At 42.0% G+C, this 19,539-nt stretch carries 17 protein-coding genes and 1 pseudogene; 6 read left to right on the top strand and 12 right to left on the bottom strand.

What is annotated here, in order from left to right:
* Positions 1-98: 98 nt before the first annotated feature.
* Positions 99-242, bottom strand: a complete 144-nt coding sequence (locus EO92_RS17730; RefSeq protein WP_156165775.1) for a hypothetical protein — start codon at positions 240-242, stop codon at positions 99-101.
* Positions 243-340: 98 nt separating this feature from the next.
* Between EO92_RS17730 and EO92_RS09425 the strand changes: the two genes are divergently transcribed.
* On the top strand, positions 341-613 hold the full coding sequence (locus tag EO92_RS09425) for a DUF2769 domain-containing protein (RefSeq protein ID WP_048171155.1): 273 nt from the start codon (positions 341-343) through the stop codon (positions 611-613).
* A 128-nt stretch (positions 614-741) separates the two neighbouring features.
* Here the strand turns inward: EO92_RS09425 and EO92_RS17140 are convergent.
* The 4 genes and pseudogenes from EO92_RS17140 to EO92_RS09405 all read right to left on the bottom strand — a co-directional run.
* Positions 742-1,013, bottom strand: a pseudogene (locus tag EO92_RS17140) (monomethylamine:corrinoid methyltransferase); the annotation flags it as partial.
* Between the two features lie 88 nt (positions 1,014-1,101).
* Complete coding sequence (locus EO92_RS17725; RefSeq protein WP_048171151.1) at positions 1,102-1,338, bottom strand: hypothetical protein; 237 nt, start codon at positions 1,336-1,338, stop codon at positions 1,102-1,104.
* A gap of 186 nt (positions 1,339-1,524) precedes the next feature.
* Positions 1,525-1,875 carry a Rieske (2Fe-2S) protein gene (locus EO92_RS09410; RefSeq protein ID WP_048171150.1) on the bottom strand — a complete coding sequence of 117 codons (351 nt, stop codon included), beginning with the start codon at positions 1,873-1,875 and terminating at the stop codon, positions 1,525-1,527.
* 399 nt (positions 1,876-2,274) lie between these two features.
* A complete protein-coding gene (locus EO92_RS09405) occupies positions 2,275-3,729 on the bottom strand; it encodes an NAD(P)/FAD-dependent oxidoreductase (RefSeq protein ID WP_048171148.1) in 1,455 nt (484 codons plus the stop codon).
* Positions 3,730-4,995: 1,266 nt separating this feature from the next.
* Here EO92_RS09405 and EO92_RS09400 point away from each other — a divergent pair.
* On the top strand, positions 4,996-5,568 hold the full coding sequence (locus tag EO92_RS09400) for a 4Fe-4S binding protein (protein ID WP_048171146.1): 573 nt from the start codon (positions 4,996-4,998) through the stop codon (positions 5,566-5,568).
* Positions 5,565-7,328 carry an aldehyde ferredoxin oxidoreductase family protein gene (locus tag EO92_RS09395; RefSeq protein WP_048171143.1) on the top strand — a complete coding sequence of 588 codons (1,764 nt, stop codon included), beginning with the start codon at positions 5,565-5,567 and terminating at the stop codon, positions 7,326-7,328. Before EO92_RS09400 ends, EO92_RS09395 begins: the two co-directional genes overlap by 4 nt.
* Before the next feature lie 179 nt (positions 7,329-7,507).
* On the opposite strand, the gene EO92_RS09390 is transcribed toward EO92_RS09395, so the two are convergent.
* Both EO92_RS09390 and EO92_RS09385 read right to left on the bottom strand, forming a co-directional pair.
* On the bottom strand, positions 7,508-9,064 hold the full coding sequence (locus EO92_RS09390) for a dicarboxylate/amino acid:cation symporter (RefSeq protein WP_082108003.1): 1,557 nt from the start codon (positions 9,062-9,064) through the stop codon (positions 7,508-7,510).
* Positions 9,065-9,712: 648 nt separating this feature from the next.
* Entirely contained in the window at positions 9,713-13,264 is a 3,552-nt protein-coding gene (locus EO92_RS09385) for a NosD domain-containing protein (RefSeq protein ID WP_082108002.1), read from the bottom strand.
* A 154-nt stretch (positions 13,265-13,418) separates the two neighbouring features.
* Here EO92_RS09385 and EO92_RS09380 point away from each other — a divergent pair, with 154 nt between their 5' ends.
* Complete coding sequence (locus EO92_RS09380; RefSeq protein ID WP_235283270.1) at positions 13,419-13,790, top strand: hypothetical protein; 372 nt, start codon at positions 13,419-13,421, stop codon at positions 13,788-13,790.
* Positions 13,791-13,826: 36 nt separating this feature from the next.
* Here EO92_RS09380 and EO92_RS09375 read toward each other — a convergent pair whose 3' ends face one another.
* The 5 genes from EO92_RS09375 to EO92_RS09355 all read right to left on the bottom strand — a co-directional run bounded on the left by EO92_RS09375 (position 13,827) and on the right by EO92_RS09355 (position 17,432).
* Positions 13,827-14,117, bottom strand: a complete 291-nt coding sequence (locus EO92_RS09375) for a hypothetical protein (protein ID WP_048171141.1) — start codon at positions 14,115-14,117, stop codon at positions 13,827-13,829.
* Positions 14,090-14,269 carry a hypothetical protein gene (locus EO92_RS09370; protein WP_048171139.1) on the bottom strand — a complete coding sequence of 60 codons (180 nt, stop codon included), beginning with the start codon at positions 14,267-14,269 and terminating at the stop codon, positions 14,090-14,092. Before EO92_RS09370 ends, EO92_RS09375 begins: the two co-directional genes overlap by 28 nt.
* 19 nt (positions 14,270-14,288) lie before the next feature.
* On the bottom strand, positions 14,289-14,861 hold the full coding sequence (locus tag EO92_RS09365) for a class I SAM-dependent methyltransferase (RefSeq protein ID WP_048171137.1): 573 nt from the start codon (positions 14,859-14,861) through the stop codon (positions 14,289-14,291).
* Positions 14,862-15,002: 141 nt separating this feature from the next.
* Positions 15,003-15,572: a TetR/AcrR family transcriptional regulator gene (locus EO92_RS09360; protein ID WP_162197465.1), complete on the bottom strand. Its 570-nt coding sequence runs from the start codon at positions 15,570-15,572 to the stop codon at positions 15,003-15,005.
* Positions 15,573-16,256: 684 nt separating this feature from the next.
* Positions 16,257-17,432: a hypothetical protein gene (locus EO92_RS09355; protein ID WP_048171133.1), complete on the bottom strand. Its 1,176-nt coding sequence runs from the start codon at positions 17,430-17,432 to the stop codon at positions 16,257-16,259.
* Between the two features lie 353 nt (positions 17,433-17,785).
* On the opposite strand from EO92_RS09355, the gene EO92_RS18285 reads away from it, so the two are divergent.
* Both EO92_RS18285 and EO92_RS09345 read left to right on the top strand, forming a co-directional pair.
* Positions 17,786-18,601, top strand: a complete 816-nt coding sequence (locus EO92_RS18285) for a hypothetical protein (RefSeq protein WP_200896760.1) — start codon at positions 17,786-17,788, stop codon at positions 18,599-18,601.
* 239 nt (positions 18,602-18,840) lie between these two features.
* Complete coding sequence (locus tag EO92_RS09345) at positions 18,841-19,380, top strand: RimK/LysX family protein (RefSeq protein WP_048171131.1); 540 nt, start codon at positions 18,841-18,843, stop codon at positions 19,378-19,380.
* Positions 19,381-19,539: the final 159 nt, after the last annotated feature.

Here is a 19,539-nt window from a genome sequence, read left to right as displayed (position 1 = left end):
AGTTTGAACGGTGTTGGCGAGACAAACATTATTTGCTCTAGGGCGGTATAGCATAGGTGCAATCCCTTAGATGCCTGCCAATTCATTGGCTGGAACCGTCACAAGGATAGGTTTAATCCCTTCTTCCTGTCCGTTCCTAACGTTGGCTCGTGGGCAATTACCCTTTCCATCTTTTCTTTTAAAGCTTGACGATTTAAACTGCGTTTATTTTTGATCCTGTTATTTTCTTTCTCTCCATTCATCTATACTGAATTTCACGGTACTCAGGATAGGTATTTTTAAAATAGAGGACAATATTACAATAGGGTAAGACGATGTTTTTGGAACAGAGGGGAACTATATGACGGAAGCAACGCATATTCCATCAATTGCAGAGCAGGAACAAATGGTCACATTAATGTGTATCTGCCCTGATTGTCCTTCGTGGGTTGAATGTGGGGAAAAAGGCGGATTTTGCTTTGAGACAATAGAGAAAAGCAGATGTATAAACGAAGAAAAGGGATGTATATGCCCAAGCTGTCCTGTAGCAAACAGTATGGGGTTAGAATACATGTATTACTGTACCAGGGGTTCTGAAAAAGAACATACTAAAAACTTCCGCTCTGGAACTTGAGACCGTTAATCCGCAAAAGAAATAGTAGATTGGTTTGGAACGGTTGATTCTGTAGAACAGATTGGTTTGGAACGGTTGATTCTGTAGAACAGATTGGTTTGGGATAAATGACTGGTCCATTAGAAATGAGCGGACAGAGAGATTTCTGGACCCTGTATTCCCATTCCCGAATGGTTAACCATGGCACAGGTTTGCTTATCAGGCGGGCTTCGGTTTTTGCGGCAAAGGTCTCATAGGGGCTTTTTGGAACAGGAGGCTTCTCGCGGACTGATGTCATCATACCATTAGCGATGGTGTCTACTTCCTTTTTGAAGGTGTGGATCAGGTGTACTGGAATGAACATGTCTTCGGAAATCGGAGAAACTGTAGGGACGCCCTGCACAATTTGCTCCCTCTTATCATCGATGCCTGAATAAATTCTTTAAAAACAATTTTTAATAAAAAACTAAAACGCTTTCAGTAGAAAGCACAAAATGAGATAAGAGGGCTTATTTGAATAAGACAAGAAACATAATGAATGATGCAATGTTCAACAGAAAGCCGAACACGCTTGCGATCAGCCCTATTTTTGCAGTTGAGTCCTGACCTTTTTTGAGACGGGATCTGGCAAGGACAATACCGGCAAGGGCGAAAGGTATCGCAAAGGACGTAAAGAACAGGCTACCTATTCCGAACCAGAATGAAAGAGAAAGAAGTACACTGATTAGCCCAAAAACAAGGCTCAAATTCCCTTTAATGTCAGAACTCCTGTTAATTTTGTCTCCTCCTGTTTAAAACGCAGTATTTTTATCAACAAATCCCTGATTCATATTTTTGATGTAAAGGTTCCTGCTGAGAGTATTATTATCAGTCGAATACCCCGCTAGCTTGCTGCGGGGTGCGCCAGCGCAACTTTGATTCGAGTCTCACTTTTATTCGATTTTCACTCCAATCCTGCCGCCCTCAAGTTTCCATTCATATCGCTTCAGTTCCAGTGAATCGTTCAGGCATTTCCCTGTTCTTACGTCAAATCTTCTGCCGTGACAGAGACATGTGAGGGTGAATTCCTCCAGCCTGCCCCTATCCATAGGGCATCGGGCGTGAGGGCAGAGGTTTGAGAACGCATGGATCTGCCCTTCCGCCTTAAGGAGAAGCACATTTCTTCCTCCTGGTTCAACATGAAGAAGCTTTCCTTCTTTCAGGCTGCTTTCTTCAGCTGCATAAAACCAGGGGGGCTCAAAACCAGAAATCGAGCCCTTTTCAGGCACTTTTTCAGAAGGCATATTACCAATCACCAGAGACCGGAATTATGAGATTCAATTTATTCTTGATGCATTACTGCTCCGGAAGTTCTTTCCAATTCTTTTTCACATCATTAGGCTGGCTGCCCGTATAAGTTTTGCTGAAATCAGAAAAGATGAATAAAGGAAACAGAGAGGATAAAAGAGAACGTAAAAAAGAGAATAAAATAGAGAACGTAAAAAAGAAAATAAAATAGAGAACGTAAAAAAGAAAATAAAATAGAGAATAAAAAAGAGAACGTAAAAAAGGAAATAAAATAGAGATTAAAATCAAACCGAGAATTTCCGTTTTTAATTTAACTCCTGGAGCGCGGAGGCACAGCGGGAAGTCCCTTCCTCGCCTTCATCAGAAGGCAGGCGGGGGTAGTTCACATTTAATGTTTAATGGAGATTTCCATCCTCATTGAGGATTTTTAAAAGCTCGATTATCGAGTACGATGCCCTGGTAATTCCCATGCTGCGTTTGTCCGTATCCGTGCCTGCGATGTAGAGATTTTTGACAGGAGTCCGGATATCCGCAAATTTACCGTCAATTGTGACTGCGGCTTTTTCGGGGATCATAATCTGTTCGTGCTGCATATCGATGTATTTTTCGATATTCGGAAGGGCACGGAAAATAGTGTCATAGGCTTTTTTGAGCTCATGCTCTTCAGTCTTATCCTTGTCTATTACGAAGGAAAAACCTACCAGTTGCCTGTCTTTTGGGGCAAGTGAAGGGTCATAGTTGCTGATGGGCATTGCCCAATAGGCAAAGTCTTTAAACCAGATTTCAGAACCTGTATAGTTGAACTCAGGAAGCTCTTCCTTCAAGCCAAGCCAGACAGTCAAGCTTTTAGTGTGCACGATTCCTTTAAGTTCTTCGTTATAAGCCGGTGGCAGGTCCTTTATAAGCCCTGGGAGCTCGGTTGCAAAGCCTGTATAGATAACAAGATCGGCTGAATAGATTTCATCAGCCTCCACACCCGAGATCTTTCCATTCTGCACCAGGATGCTTTTTACTTCGCACTCCCTTTTTATGTCGACTGTTTCCGGAAGAGAGTACAGGATGGCATTCAGCAGGGCTTTCAAACCTTTTCTCGGATATCCCTGGGAATAATTTACCTTGTTTGTAGCAAGTCTTTCAAGGGATGTGAAGGGACGAGCAACTCTGTCCATGCGGGCTTGCAGGGAAGCATGGAGATGGTATGGAAGGATCGAAGAGAGAATGGACTCGGTGGACTGGCGTTTTTTCGGCTCGATCTTTCCGATCATGGCATCAAACTGCTCCTGTGTAATGCTGTCCCGGACAAAACTGCTGCCAGAAAGAATACGCTGGGCAGAGGTCTCTTTCATTGACTTGCCAGAAAGAAAACCTGAGATCGTATCCACAAAGTCGTAGGTGTCTTTGCAAAGATTTTTTGGAAGGAACTCATAAACTGACTGGTCCGACAGGTCTACTCCGAAAGATGAAAGGGTAAGGGCTTTCGTAAGAGCCTGTGAAAGGACAAGCCTGTCCTTTCTCGGAAGCACATCAAAAGTCACGAAGTCCTTCAGATTCGAAGGTACTTTGGTAAAAGAATTTTCAGTCCTGACGTAGTAGTGCCCGTAGTCCTCAAATACAGGCAGGAAATCAAAATAATTATCAATCAGCCTCGGAAGGGGGCCTTCAATCAGATGGGTTATTGCATGTGCTCCTGTATCCACCTGATACCCGTCTACCATGTAGCTGTTACAGTTTCCCCCAAGATACCGTTCTTTCTCAAGAACAAGGACTTTCTTCCCATGCTTGGAAAGCGTCAGCGCAGCCAGAAGCCCGCTTACGCCAGCCCCGACAACAATTACATCATATTTTGTCATTCCCTAAACTACCTCTATTTTTTCCAGCGAATCAAGTTTTCAGTTAGCCGTTCACGCATCTTATAATCTTAAACTCACAACAGGATATCATATGTGTTGAACATATCTTAACAAAAGTTATTTTTCTGAAACTTAATGAAGTACTTTAAACATGAAATACATTTGGAATTACTTTATATGTAATTTATGATCTAACAAAGTTATCTTCAATTTCCTCTTTCTATCTGTAGAGTAGTATAGAGAAAAAAATAGTATTTATAATTAATAGTCTGCACGATAAAGATTATTAATAAGCGTGTTTGTTTTTTGGTCGTCCATCATTACGTGGTTGATGTTTTCATAATTAAGTTTTCAGTGTAACGAATGCTTACGTTTTCACGCACCGTATGCTAACGTTTTCAGTGTAAAGACTGCTTACGTATTCATGTACCGAATCCGTGCTCTAGCCTCACTGAAGTGCGGAACAAAAGTCTGAAAAATGGCATTAAGAGTATTTTGGGAATAACATCAACCAAATACTAGAGAACTACCAAGAGCTTCAAGATGTAATTAATTCCTGAGAAAAAATAATTTTGCATAGGGGATATCGGGGGAATATCAGTATATAATATATGAGGCAGATTTCCGAAAAATAAGGTACGGAAAAGACATCCTAAAAACAAAAGGTCCTAAAATCCTCTTGAAAAGGACATTGAATCGACCCTAAAAACTCCTTCTTTTCGACCACTTCTTCAGCAGAAGCTCTCCAGGAACTCGATCCGCAGGGATAATTTCAGGAAAATTAAATACGTACTTTCAGGCTGAGGCCCCAAAAAATATCAGGCCATATCGTTTCTCGTTGTCGGTTTCAGGGCAGGCCGGAAATCGTCGTGAAAACACCATGAGGAGTTAGTGTTATAACAAAAACATGGCGATTATCAAAATTAACAGAAACAGTAAACCGTATGTGCCAACTATCAGAATGTTCTGCTGCATAGGGAACCTCCAGATAAAGATGTGTAAAATATCTCCGATAGTTAATTTATAATTATAAAAAACCAGAATTTACATTAATATTTATGTAAAATGAGGATAAATAGCTTTCTATTTATGCTCAGGGACAAACTTTTTTACACATTCTTTGTACCGCTGGAGAAAAGACAAACGTAATTTTACTATTCCGGGATCAAAGGCTTCCTGCCCTGATAAGAGCTAGATTATATAAACTGAAGGAGCCTATTTTTCGTAAAAGGGAATCCAGAAAAGGGAATTCAGAGTGGGGACGCAATGGCAAAAAGGTTAAAAGTTGCAAACCCGGCCCGTTGCATAGGCTGCTATTCCTGCATGATGGCCTGCGCAAGGACCTGGTACGATACCATATCTTTGAAAAACAGCAGAATTAATATCCAGACCCGCGGCGGAATCGAAACTCCTTATGCTGCAATTGTCTGTCATGCCTGTGTTGACCCTCCGTGTATGAGGGCCTGCCCTGTTGGCGCGCTGACCAAAAGGAAAGGGGGAGGCGTCAACTTCAACAAAGAAATCTGCAACGGCTGCGGAAACTGTATCGAAGCCTGCATAGTAGGCGCAATTCATCTGGATGCGGAAAATAAAGCAGTAATCTGCAAGCACTGCGGGGTCTGCACAAAGTTCTGCCCGCATGATGTACTTGAAATGATTGAGGTCGAAGACAGCGGGGAATTAAAAGTCACGGATACGAGCCCGGTTGAGGATACGGGTCCTGAAAGCCCTACTGCATCCCATAAAGAGCTTTACGGAAAAAAAGAGACTGAGGGGAAAAAAGAGACTGAGGGGAAAAAAGAAACTGAGGGGAAAAAAGAGACTGAGGGGGAAGAATGACAACAGAGCAGTACGCTATTCCTGGTCTTAAAAACGTACTTTACATTGACCTGACCAGCCAGAGTTATCACGTTGAGGAGAGGCCAGACCTCTATGAAAAGTACCTGGGAGGCATAGGAATTGCCACGAACCTCATGCTCGAAGAATATAAAGAAGGCACAGGCCCTCTTGACCCTGAAATGCCTATAATTTTCAGCACAGGTCCTCTCTCAGGCGTGTATCCTACCTGTACCAAAACTGTCGCATTGTTCCGCTCCCCCCTTAACGGAGAACTCGGAGAGTCCTATGCCGGAGGGCACCTGGCCATGTCCATGCGTTATTCCGGGTACGAAACAATCGTTATCAAAGGCTCTTCCAGGTATCCTGTGTATGTCACTGTACACGATGATAAGGTTACTTTCAGGGACGCATCTTCCATATGGAACCTCTCTTCTGCAATTGATGTGGGGCAGGTCCTCCGCAGGGTAGAGCCCGGAGCAGGAAGGCGCAGCATTGTCAGGATCGGTCCTGCAGGAGAAAAAGGAATCACATATGCAAGTGTAAACGTTGATACTTACAGGCATTTCGGGCGCCTTGGGCTCGGGACAGTTTTCGGGGCAAAGAAACTTAAGGCGATCCTGGTTGCAGGAAACAGGGAAATTAAAAGCCCTGACCATAATGCCTACAGGAAAATGTACGGAAAACTTTACGAAACGATTGTAAAAACAGGGCTGATGGAAAAATACCACAACCTCGGCACGAGCGAAAACATCCTGGTCTTAAACGAACTCAAAGGCCTTCCAACACGGAACCTGCAGGCAACCTCCATTGATAGTGTCGAAAATATCTCAGGGGAGAATTTTGCGGAGAAATACCTGATCCGGCGGGTGTCGTGCGCCGGCTGTCCCATAGGCTGCGTCCATGTAGCCATGCTAAAGCGCTCTTTCTCAAAAGCCCATGAATATGAAACCCTTAACATTTCCTATGACTTCGAATTAATCTATGCACTTGGCTCAAATCTTGGAGTTACAGACCCGGAAGCCGTACTTGAGTTGATTGATGCCTGCGAAAAAACAGGGGTCGATATAATCAGCATGGGAGTTGTACTCGCCTGGGCTACGGAGATGCAGCAGCGCGGAAAGATTTCCACTGAAGAAACCCTGGGGCTCAAACTTTCCTGGGGAGATAAAGCAGCGTACCTTCGGGCAATAGAGCTTGTAGTCAAGGCTCCTAACGAATTCTATGCAGCACTCGGAAAAGGTGTGGATTATGCCTCAAAAAAGTACGGAGGCGAGGAATTCGCAATCCAGCTAGGCGGGCTGGAAATTCCCGGATACCATACAGGGCTTGGAAACATCCTGGGACTTACTGTAGGCTTCCGGCACTCCCACCTGGATAATGCAGGTTATTCCGCAGACCAGAAAGCATTCAACCAGCCGATTTCGGACGAGAAAATTGTTGACTACATAATCGATGAAGAAGACCGCCGAAGTGTCCTGAACTGCATGGTTGCCTGCCTCTTTGCCAGAAATGTCTACACATACGAAAATATGGTTCAGGCCCTTAACTGTATAGGGATAGAAAAAACCGAAGAGGAACTCAAAGAACTTGGAAAGGATATCTTCAGGAAAAAGTACGAATTAAAAAAGAAGTTCGGTTTCAGGTTCGAAAACTTTAGTATCCCGAAAAGGTTTTTTGAGACAATCTCTACTACAGGAAAGCTTGAAGAAGAAAGGGTCAGGAAAGCAATTGAAATGTATAGGGAAAAAAGAGGAGTATAAGTCCCTCCCGAAGCTGCTACAGCCTGAAAAACCTCAACTCAATATTAAACACCTTATAAGTTCAAAACCCCTGAAGTTATGTTCGTTGCCGCATCTCCTGCTGTCCAGGGGCGTGTTTTCCGAACCCATTGACTGGTAGAAACCCCCATGGGTCAGGAAAAAGGGTTTTACTTCAGGAATTAGATATTTGAGCTTTCAGATGCTGTAATATCCTTATTTGACTTAACTTTGTCCTCCTTTTTTTCTTCAGGGGCTTTCTCAACTTTTATTTCGGCTATTTCATCGGCCTTTTCTTTAACTTCTCCTCCAACCCAGCGGTCCATAACCTTGCAGGCCACAAGGTCTCCCGCTACATTCACTGCAGTCCTGGTCATGTCAAGAATTCTGTCCACCCCCATTATAAGAGCTATCCCGCTTGTAGGAATCCCGACGCTGTTGAGAATCATGGCAAGGACAATAATTCCCACCCCCGGAATCGAAGGCGTCCCTATGGAAGCTGCAACAGCCATAACCATTACGACAAGGAGCTGTAAAGGCCCGAGGTCTATTCCGAAGACTTCAGCCAGAAAGACTGTGGCTACGCCCTGATAAAGCGCAGTCCCATTCATATTTACTGTGGCTCCGAGCGGGACTACGAACTGTGAAATTGAAGACCTGACCCCTAACTTTTCTTCCGCGGTTTTGATAGATAAGGGCATAACTGCAGCCGAGCTGGAAGTAGAAAAAGCAAGGAGCATAACGTCCCGGATGGCTTTAAGGAACTCAAAGGGGTTATATCTTGCAACAACGGTGACAATAAGGATGTTCAGGCACATAAGGAGCAGCAGGCTTGCAAGCACTGTGCCCACATATACCATCATTCCGAGAAGGGCTTCGATGCCCAGTTTGATAGTAAACTTGGTAAGAAGCCCGAAAACTGCAATCGGGGCAAGAGTCATGCTCCATTTGACCACTGTCATACAGACAGCCTGCACAGAGTTCAGGAAATCGACCATCGGCGTTGACTGCCTTTTATTCAGGGAAACAAGGGCCACACCTATTATGATTGCGATAATTACGACCTGCAGCATTTCTCCATTAACCATAGCCCCAAGAGGATTCGAAGGGAGGAGACTTCCGATAAGCGATGAGGGAAGAGTCAGAACCGAAGGATCGAAACTCAAACCAATGGATTCTACCTGAACTTCGCTCCCCATTGCACTCTCAATAAGGTCTCCACTTATAAACTGCCCGGGATGGATATAAAGCGCCATTCCAATACCAATAGCAGTTGCAATTGCAGTCGTTATCATAAAATAAACAGCTGTTGAAAGCCCTGTCTTTTTGAGGGCACTCATACTCTGGCTTGAAGCCACCCCAAGGATAATGGAGGCAAAAACAAGTGGGACTACAATCATCTTCAGAAGCCCGAGGAAAATATAACCCGGAAGAGCAATCCATTCCCCCACAATTTCTGCAGAAACGGGATCAACGTACCCTCCAAAAGGCCCAAGAAAAAGCCCCATAAATACTCCGAGCATCATGCTTATGAGGATCTTTAGCCAGAGCTTTTTTTCAAGTAAATCACGAAGCTGATTGCTCAGGTTTTTAAGGGAATGGTTGTGCCTGAAATCTATAGGGTAATAAATACGCGTGATTCCGTCAGTGATTCCCTGGCGAAGTACTTTCGTTTCCTCTGCGATTTCATGCGTGAATTCCCTTGGGTTCGGGATGTAATGGTGGTCTTTGCTTTTCATGGGGATCACAATAAAAATCGTTAGGGACTTCAAAACATTATTTCTTTTTTAAGAAATTTGATTCAATTGTACATTTAATTCAATTGTATATTACTTTCACATTAAATTATATAAAAGCTTAGAAAAATACCTCATAATTTCTATAGTTGGGCTGGTTCCCTAAACATAAATCTCTTAAAATATAGTTGAATAGGAATTATAAATAGGTCTAAAGAAAAGGCGCCAAAACTGGTATTATATGGCGGTTTTCATGAGACCTGTCGATCACATTGAGGTTTCACTTTGAGATTATTTTTTTATAAACTCCCTTTAGTTTTATTTTTGTTCTTCTCCTTTTGCGGTTCATGTTTGATTTTCTGCAGGATTGTATCTATCTCAGAAGCTTCAAAATAACAGCTAACAGTTAACGGTTCTCAGGTAAATTTGTCCGAAGAAATGATTTTAAAGGACAAAGAAAAGAATCAGAGATAAATCGAAATCCACATTCTCATTCCGGATGTACCTGCAAAAATGAAGGATTGAGAAGAAAAATAATACAAAAACAGCTCGAAAAGAAAGGTCTAAAAGAAAAAGGCAAAAGAAAAAGAAAAAGAAAAATGAATAGAAAATTAGGGATATGAAGTAATATTCCCTTATTTTCCAAATTGTTTATTTTAAGATTCTTTTCTTTGCAAAGAACACCGAAGCAAGGACTCCGAGAATTGCAAAGGTACTTTCGAATCCAGGAGTCTTTTCGTCGTTAGTTTGCTCTTCTCCTGTGACTGTTCCGGTTTCTTTCTCTTCAGCCGGAGTGATTATTTCAGTGCCGAGTTTGTCTCCCGTAATTGCATACCTGGAGAAGCCCGGAGTTTCTGCCTTGAAATAGTAGTATTCTTTGTCTTCATAAGTCATTTCTGTGACAAGCGCATTCCATTTTTCGTCCTGGAACCTGTTTATCGTTATGGTAGAGACGTCAATATTGTTTTCTTCTACCCAGCTCTTTGAGACCCTGAAGTTAATGTTTGCTCCATTGATGTTGCTCCCACTTTCGAACCTTTCGTTTCCGACCAGGATGTTCATCAGCTGGTAGACTTCTCCCTCAGGTTTTTCTCCGGAACTTCCGTCTCCAAGCACCTCAATCCTTGCGATGACATTCCCGGAATACTGTTGTGAAGTGAAGCTGAGCCCCAGTATGCCAGAAATAGGGTCAGTGAAGCTAAAGCTTGTTTTGGATCCCGCAACAACCCTTTTCTGTGCACTGTCAATACCTGTAATGCCGGTGCTTCCTCCACTCGAGGGAATGTAATTTGTGGAGCTTTTGTGTCTGTGGGTTGGAATGGGTGCGGAGGAAATAGTTGTAAGGGGCAGGTAGTCAAAGGTTCCGTTTACGAATTCATACGAGGAGTCGGCAATTCCGTCCCTGTCAGCATCCGTACAGTTTTCGGAAAAGCCTGTCCCGTTGGGATTTGCCCAGTAGTTACCTCCAAGGTACGGACCGCCAACTATATTTTCCCCTGAAGTTTTGCTAATGTTCCAGGTGTTGTTCGCCTCACTGTAAATGAGGGTGTTGTTTACGTTGTTGAAGTAGTTGTTGTAAATTGTGTTATTACTGCTTTCAGGAGACTCAATGCTCCTTACAAGTCCGCTGCGTGCTGTAAGTTCTGACTCTTCGGGATCAATGGCAATTCCTGCAAGGCTGTTCCGGACCATTTTGTTGCCATAAATCAGGCCGTTATTCACATCATAGAGCACCATTCCGTAAGAATTGCCGGATAAAGTATTCTCTGCAAGGGTTCCTTCTCCTGTCACCAGCAGTCCGATTGCACTTCCTTCTACAGTACAACCTGCTACCGTATACCCAGTTTCTGGGACTTCCTCGGAGCTCATAATCACAATTCCTCCTGAAGTGCAGTTAGTTACGGAGCAGTCACTTACGCTGCAGTTTTCACTCGCAATTGCGATAAGTCCAGCCTGACAGTTTTTAAGAGTATTGCATTTAAGTGTTGAGTTTACAGGTTCATAGAGATAAATTCCCCATCCCTTGTAACAGTCCCTAACTGTGTTGCCTTCAAGTTTGAGGTCCTGTGAATAACCGGAATAGATTCCATATCCTGAGGGTCCCAAACTTTTGCTGACGAGGGGGGAACTGACAAGGGGAGAACTGACAAGGGGAGAATTTCCACCTACAAGTTGAGTCTCACCTGTTACATTCTGAACCGTATTGTCCAGAAGTTCTACATTGTCAGAGTTATCCGAATAAATTCCCATATACCCTATGTTCCGTACCGAGTTCCTCACAAGCCCGACATTCTGGCACCCCTCAAGAGAAATTCCTATGAAGTCTATCTGGTCAATAGTATTGTTCTCAAGCCTGAGATTCTGGCAATCTTCAGAATAGATCCCAAAGTCATTGAATGCCTGTGACTGCACAAGATTCGAGTTTACGAGGGTATTTTCCTTTACGAGGGTACTTTCCTTTATGAGGGTATTTTCCCTTATGAGGATATTTTCCCTTATGAAGGTATTTTCCTTACCGCTAACAAGCTTTGAGTTTCCGGAGGTAAGAAGTCCATAGTTTTCCATCGAGTCCTGAACAGAATTACCCATAAGCGTGCAGTTCTCGGAACCTAAGGTGATAATCCCATATATGGAGTTCCGAACAGAATTGTTTAAAAACATGCAGTTCTCGGAACTAATTGTGGCAATCCCAACAAATATGGAGTCCCGAATGGAATTGTTCGAAAGCGTACAGTTCTCAGAACTAACGGCTTCAATTCCAAATAACGAATTCTGAACGGTATTGTCAACCAGAGTCGTATTTATAGCCTCCTCGAGACCCACTCCTATCATGGAATTCTCAATCCTGCTGCCTGAGAGCCTGACGTCCTGAGAAGATAACACCATCACTCCGTAGATGGTATTGTTTATGGTGTTATTCTGGATTTCCGAACTTGTATTATACAGGAAAACCCCGTATGTATTATTCTGAAGCACAAGGTTCTTAATTTCGACATCTCCGCAGTTTATGCAGTAGACAACCCCTGCATCACTTCCAATAGAAGGATTTGGTTCCCCTTCAAGGTAATATATCGCTTTTCCGTCGACAAGATTACTGGTATCAATTATATTTCCGGTTCCGTTATCAAGGTCGTAGATATCAAGATCGAAATTGTACAGGTTTTCAGACATAATATTGCCTGTAAGCGTGCAGTTTTCGATATGCCAAAGGCTGATTCCATATATCCCTGAAGTTGCTGTGTTGTTTCTCAGGACACAGTCGTCTGAATCTACAGTGATACCGTAGTCAGCGTTTGAGATTGTGTTGTCGGTCAGAGTACAGCCGCTGGAATAAGAAAGGCAGACGCCTTCATCAGAAGCGTTTGAAACGGTATTATTGGTCAGAATGCAATTTTCAGAATTTACCAGACAGATTCCATCATCCTCAGTGTTTAAAACTGCATTACCATTAATATTACAGTTGCTTGAAGAGTTCAGATCAATGCCATCATCCTCAGTGTTTGAAACTGTGTTGCCAGTAACATTACAGTTGCTGGAAGAGTTCAGATAAATACCTTCATAGTAAGTATTTGAAATTACATTATTAGTCAGAGTACAGTAAACAGAGCTCCTGAGTAATATTCCCTCTTCTCCGGTATAAGAAATTGTATTATTTGCTAGTATACAATGGTTACTCGAAGAAGAGAGATAAAATCCATGTTGAGCAGAATCAGAAACTGTGTTGTTGATCAGGTTGCATCTGCTGGAACGTTCCATCTGAATACCGCAACCGACTCCGGAAAGCTTGTTATTTATGATATTTGCTCCCGAAATCCTGCTCATATAAATTCCTGTAGAACCTGCCCCGGTAATAGTAAACCCGCTAATAGTTACATTATTGGCAGTTATTTTGATATTGTTACTCTTGAATTCCTCGCGTTTTATAATCGTATCATCAGGGTTTCCAGAATAGGAGCGGATGCTTATGTTTTCCACACTGGCATTCACATTTTCCGTATACGTTCCCGGATAGACAAGAATTGTGTTTCCGGAACTTGCGTTGTTTACCGCATCCTGGATAGTTGTATAATTTCCGCTGCCTTCTCCACCCACGTACAGCGTGGTAGGTGCAGGATACGAGGCTGCTGTTCCATTTACAATAAGAAAGATAAAACATGCAATTGTTAAAAATTGCAAATTATTTTTTTTATAGAGTAGTCCCATTTTTTCAGGTCCCCATATATTTTTATTACGTCAGCAGTGCACTAAATTCAATTTATTTTCTACTAAATATCTACTAAATTTTTATATATTGTTAAATATTAGTGTAACTGAAAGTATAAAAAGTTTCATCCTTAAGGGGACGGCTCGATCATAAATGGACATCCCAGTGCAAAATATGGCTGCAAAAATGAAAAGCCCTATAATAGAAGGCATGAAGCGCGGTATTGATGAGCCAGCCAATGAAATTGCAGAACAGCGGCAGAAAGGCCTTATCCCATCCGGAACCGATCCACGTACCCTTGCAGTCGCTCTCGTGTCGTTATTCAATGGAATGAGGGTTATGATTCTTCCTGGAGTTGATTGGGAAGAGGCCCGTTCTCGCTGGATCGAAATACTCCTGAATTTATTTGGGATGACGGAAGAGAGAAAACAGGTAAACTGCCCCAGGGATTGTAAGCGATTTGAGGATTGCAATAAAGTATCAAGGGGTCCCGAAGTAAGAGCAGACGCCGGAATAAATGAATGAGGTTTGGAAATCTCTGGGTCCGGATGTTCCATTCGATTATTGCGTGGGTAAAGAATAGAAAACTGCACCCTTTACAATTTTTGTTTTTCCCCACGCAAGAAAAGGCTCGACCATTCCTTCCTGAATCCCAAGTTTAAGAGTTTCTTTCTGCTGTGCCATCCAGATGAAAAATAATAGAGCCGGAAGTTTGACAGGGGAATCGAGAGCCTGCCGGACAGTGGAGTAGGGGACGTTTTTTACATTTTTTTGGGGCGAGGAGAAAGTAAAAAGAAAAAAGCGAGAAGAAAAATCCCATTCACTTATAGTGGTTCCACTGGAAAAACCCATGGAAAAATATCATAAATGTAATTTCTTATTTGGCTGAAGCTGCTGTCTGATGTATCCTCATACTCAACACCTCCTCCATCTCCTGCCAGCTTAACTAACCAGCCATTCCCTTTTTTAACGCCTTCGGCTATGTACCCGTCGTCTGAAGTCATTGAAATCGAGATTGCAGCATCAAGCTATTTTTCTGGAATCAGGCTTCAAAAGTACTGCTCTGTCGAAAGAAATCCCGGGTTTAGAAACCTGTTCCAGGCCTACGGATCTTGCAACTTCCAGGGTGCTGTCAAAGTCGGATTTTGAGACGTGGAATTTTGGCTCGACTATCAAAAATCTGCCATCGGGCTTGAGATGGGAAGCGACTTCGCCCAAAAAACTCTTTTTATCCGGAACCTCGTGAACCATGTAAAAAGCAAGGGCAAAATCTACCATCTCGGAGATACCTAACTTTTCCGGTTGGGCTTTATGAAGGACTATTCGAGAATTAAGCCCCTTAAGCTCGCTTTTATTTTTTAAAATCTGAAGCATCTCATCCTGAATATCCACTGAGATGACCTTTCCTTTCTCACCCACCAGCTTTGCCATTTCCAGGGAAAAGAATCCCGGTCCGCAGCCCAGATCCAGAACAGTCTGGCCTTCTTTTACATAATCTCTTACAATTTTGTAAGGGTTTTGCAAAAGCCTGCGAACCCAGTTGTCAAGAGTCCATGCCCTCTGATAGGGGCATACATCCGTAGATTTGTTCGCCATATTTCTTCTTCCTTTTATTTTTTTAATTCAGTTTTATTTTACGACTTATGTGATTAAACTGACAGATTATGCTACTCTTTATTGACTGACTGTCAATCAGATACTGGTTCAGATAAATTATTATTAATATATCAACTAAAATTAGATTTCCAGGTGGAACCTATAATCAGTGACCCCAAGAACCCTGGATGTTATCTCTTCTAAAGCAGTGCGCATTCTCTCACGGGACTCATGATCCCATGAGAAATTATGAGAAAGATAAAGCGTCGAGGCTATCAAAAATCCAAAAGATTCATCCGGATATTCTGTTTTAAAAACTCCTTCTGCAATACCTTTTGATAATACCTCAGTTACAAGGGGTGACATCCCCTCTTCAAGTGCTTTCTCCACTTTCTGGTGAAGCAAATGGTTTCCTTTTTGATGCATTAGCTTCATAATGCCCAGGTCGGAATCGTTAGCTTTCAAAATGCCGTTCAGTATGGAGTTCACCTTTGTTGCAGGATCCTCATTGCCTTTTGCGATATTTCGTACTTCTTCAACGTACGGGGCTACAACTTTTTTAGCTACTGCTTCCAGAATATCTTCCTTGGATTTGAAATAATGGTAAAACGTTCCCTGACCAACCTTAACCTTTTTGACGATCTCACTGACTGCCGTGTCCTCATAGCCCTTTTTTGCAAAAAGGCTCTCAGCTGCTTCAATCAGTTCCAATCTTCTCTCCGCAGGGTCTTTGACTATTCTGGTCATCGCTTACATCCTTTATTGATTGACTGTCAATCAATAGAATTACTCCATCACATAAGAGTGTTTTGGGAATTATCCAGCTTAATTAACCAGGCATCAGACTTGCCATCCGAACCTTTACCATATAATCTGTTGTACCTGCAACTATATACCCGCCGTCCGAAGTCTATTCAACACATCTAAAATAATCATAATCATCTCTGCCAAAAGACCTGTTCCATTGTTCTGCAGTTGCTGCTGTTTTGGATAGAAACCAGTAACCTGCAAATGCTTCCCTCTTTCCCGAAAACCGTTCTGTCCTGAAGAGAGATAGAAAAGCCTCCGCCAGCTTGCCTGGCGGCCCTGCACAAAAGAAATTAAGATAAAAAAGATTGGAACTGCAACTAAATTTTAATATTAATTCTGTTTTTAATATTGAGCAAAACAGCCTTCAGCTCTCCAGATAATGCTTTTACTTTCTACTCATCTTTTATTTCATTTTGGAAAAGCCGGACTGCGTCCGGGACAAGAACGACGCGGGAAGACTATTCCGGTTAATTCGGCTTGAGTTAAGTAATTTTGCAGGAGGTGTCAAGGGGGGGTAGTAATCGATCAAGATCTGCAAGTAAAGGTGTGAGGGGAAATAGCCCCCTTTATTAAATCCCGCATGTATCAATCCCGCTGGAAAATACCATAGATGGAATTTAGTATATGAATGAAAACACTTTCAGATATATTATCAGATTCAATTTCAGATATGTTATCAGATTCAATTGACGGTTCTTCATTCTCGGCATTCCTTCCATCTCCTTCCAGCTTAACCAACCATGCATTCTCATTTTTAACTCCCGCGGCTACGTACCCGCCATCTGAAGTCTCCTGGACGGAATAGAGCGTACAATTTGAAAACTCTTTTAACCATTCTTGATTACCGTCGCTGTCCGTTTTGAGTATGAACGCAGAACCGTCTATAACGAAAGACAAAGAATCGTTATACCTTCCTGTCACCACATAACCATTGTCTGAAGTCACCGAAATAGAGATTCCAACATCATCCTTTGTTCCGCCAAAGGTCTTATTCCACTGCTCCTGACCGGATTCATCGGTCTTGATGAGCCAGATATCATCACTGTTTGATTCTTTTGACCTAGTTGTGCTGGCAATTACATATCCACCATCAGAAGTCTGCTTAACAGAATTTGGATCTAATGTTTCAAGACTCTGGTTTTTGCCAAAGGTACTATTCCATTGCTGATTGCCGTTTACATCATATTTAGTTATCCTGATATCATAATCAACTAGAAGAGAAGCGAAATAACTTCCAATTTCATGTACAATCGTATCTCCAATTATGTATCCCCCATCAGAGGTACGTTCAGCCTTGTATCGGAGGTAATCCTCGTGAGTGATTTCATCAGACACCTTGTTCCACATCTCATTTCCATTCCTGTCAGTTTTTATCAGCCAAGGCTCGGCATAACCGGAAGGAAATGTATAACCCGATAACACATAACCTCCATCTGAGGTTTGCCGGGTAAAGTACCCCTCATCAAAATACGTTCCCCCGAAAGTCTTATTCCACTGCAGATTCCCCTTATTGTCAACCTTGATAAGCCAGGCATCAGGATAGCCTTTTGTCCCTTTGCCGTATGAATATGTTGAACCAGCAGCTATGTGCCCGCCATCTGAAGTCTGTTCAACGCATCTGAAATTATCTTCACTACCTCCGCCAAAAGACCTGTTCCATTGTTCTGCAGGTGCTTCTGAAGCTGCTGCATTTGATGCCTGTAAAAAAAGAATTAAAACAAGAAAAATCTGGAACATTTTATACTCAGTATTCTTAACCACTCTATCACCTCTAAAACACGGTGTTTATTCAGCACTCAATGAAACAGAACATAGCTCTTTTGTAAACTCCTCGCATACAGCACTCTGAAGAGTTACTTTGATAAGTTCAAATAAAGTCTGGTTAGTTCGCCTGAACTCCATAAACAGCTTTAGGATAACTCATTATAAATTTTCCGGCCAGAGTCTCTAACAATCAAAGACACAGGAGGGATTATGGGGTTGAAAAGGAGATTAAAAAGCCAGTTTGAGAATTTGGCTGGAAAAACCTATAACTATTTATCTTGAAGTCGTCAACTTACGATAAATATGTTAAGTCAAACCTGATTTTAACTCCATAAATAGGGGGCTAAACCGTGAGAAATATTATAAAATATGGAATTTTTTTGGTTGGGGCTCTTTCTTTGCTGACGTTAAATGCTTTAGCGCTGTCCAATCCTTCAAACGATAATACTGAACTCGAAAATAATAGTAATGAAGCCATTGGTATTGACATATGTATAGACTTCATACCATACACCCATGAAGAATTAAGAGACAAATCCGATACTATTGTAATAGGTACAGTTAATGAAATATTTTTACCCAGATGGAATACCGTAGACGGAAAAAAGCCAAAGAAATTACTTAATAAACTTGAATATCCTGACGACATCATTTACACTGACATCGTCATAAGTGTTGATGAATACCTGAAAAACCCGTTATCGTCCAGAGAGCTTATTGTAAGAGTCACCGGGGGTACGGTTGGGGATTTTAGCATGACTACAGACGCCGATCCAAGCTTCAACGCTGGTGAAAAGGTTTTGGTCTATCTGAGAAAAGATGAAAGCCCCAGTACTAAGGATATTGGCCCTGAACACTTCATAGTTACAGATTTTTATCGCGGTAAATATACATTAACCGACGATGGGAAAGCTATAACCCCTGATGAAACTGTTACTCTGGAAGAATTGTTGAGTACAATAAATCAAACCGATAATAACACAAATGATACCGAAGTATCAGATAATAAAGAAACAGCAAATGAAGAAACAGCAAATAAAGAAACAGCAGGTAAGCAAGAAGGAGTCGGTTCTACTATTCAATCAAAAAGAATTCCTTTCATGAGCTCTTTCTGGATGCTTGCAGCGGTGTTCGGGGCAGTCATTTGTATAAGGAAAAGGGAGTAATAAATTGCATATGTTTGCTTTCCGCTTTATCAAACTGTTCGTATAAAAGATTATAGAACTGCATCCAAGTTATGCTAGCAAAAAATATTTACAAAAAATTCACAAACTTTGTGATATTAATTTCAGATTTTTGGTTTTCCCCGGGCTGGAAGGGCCCACCAAAAATTTCAAATTTGCTTTTTTGAAAAGAAAACTTAAATAGGCTCCGAGATTCAAACTCTTAAGAAGGGGACATGAATATGGATGCTGAAGAAATTCGGGCGATCTTCAGGTTTTCAACCCAGGAAAAAAGTATAATTTCCAGTTTTGAAATTCAAGATGAGCTATTTCTTCCTTTTCTGCTTTCGCTAAAATCAGGAGGTTCATGGAGTTATGCCTCCGAAGACACAAAAAGCATTGCAGTAAAGGATGTGATCACTTATTACAATGAAGAGAGCAAGACCGGCTATACTCTGGAAAAGATATACCTCTTTATCGATCCCGAAATCATAGAGGAAGAAGGAGTCGTCCGCAGGCTGGAAAAGTGCGGGGAAAGAGAAGAAAGAGAACTGGTTGAAAGGCCATACTGTATAACTCTGCAGGCTAAAAGGGTGATACTTGCAGAGGTGAATCCGGACCTCAGGGATATAAGAGTCAGGGAGCTGAAGAAAAAACACATACTACTGAAAGGCACTCCGGCATATAGCGCAGCTCATGAGCTGGAACACCTTGAAATGGGAGAGGTAAAAGGAATTCCGATGTGGAAATTTAAGTACGTTAAGGAACCTGTACAAAAATAAGCAAAAGAGAGAAAGTGGAGAAAAGCAAAATTTTCTCCAAAAAAATCATTTTGGCTTGAAATAATCCCTTTTGCTTGAAATAATCCCTTTTGCTTGAAAAAAATCAGTTTTGCCTGACAAAGTTACTTCTGCCGGATAATGTTTTTGACCCGCCTGTCC

Origin of the sequence: Methanosarcina sp. 2.H.A.1B.4 (assembly GCF_000979385.1) — an archaeon.
Taxonomy (GTDB): domain Archaea; phylum Halobacteriota; class Methanosarcinia; order Methanosarcinales; family Methanosarcinaceae; genus Methanosarcina.
This window is presented reverse-complemented; position numbering and strand designations above follow the sequence as displayed.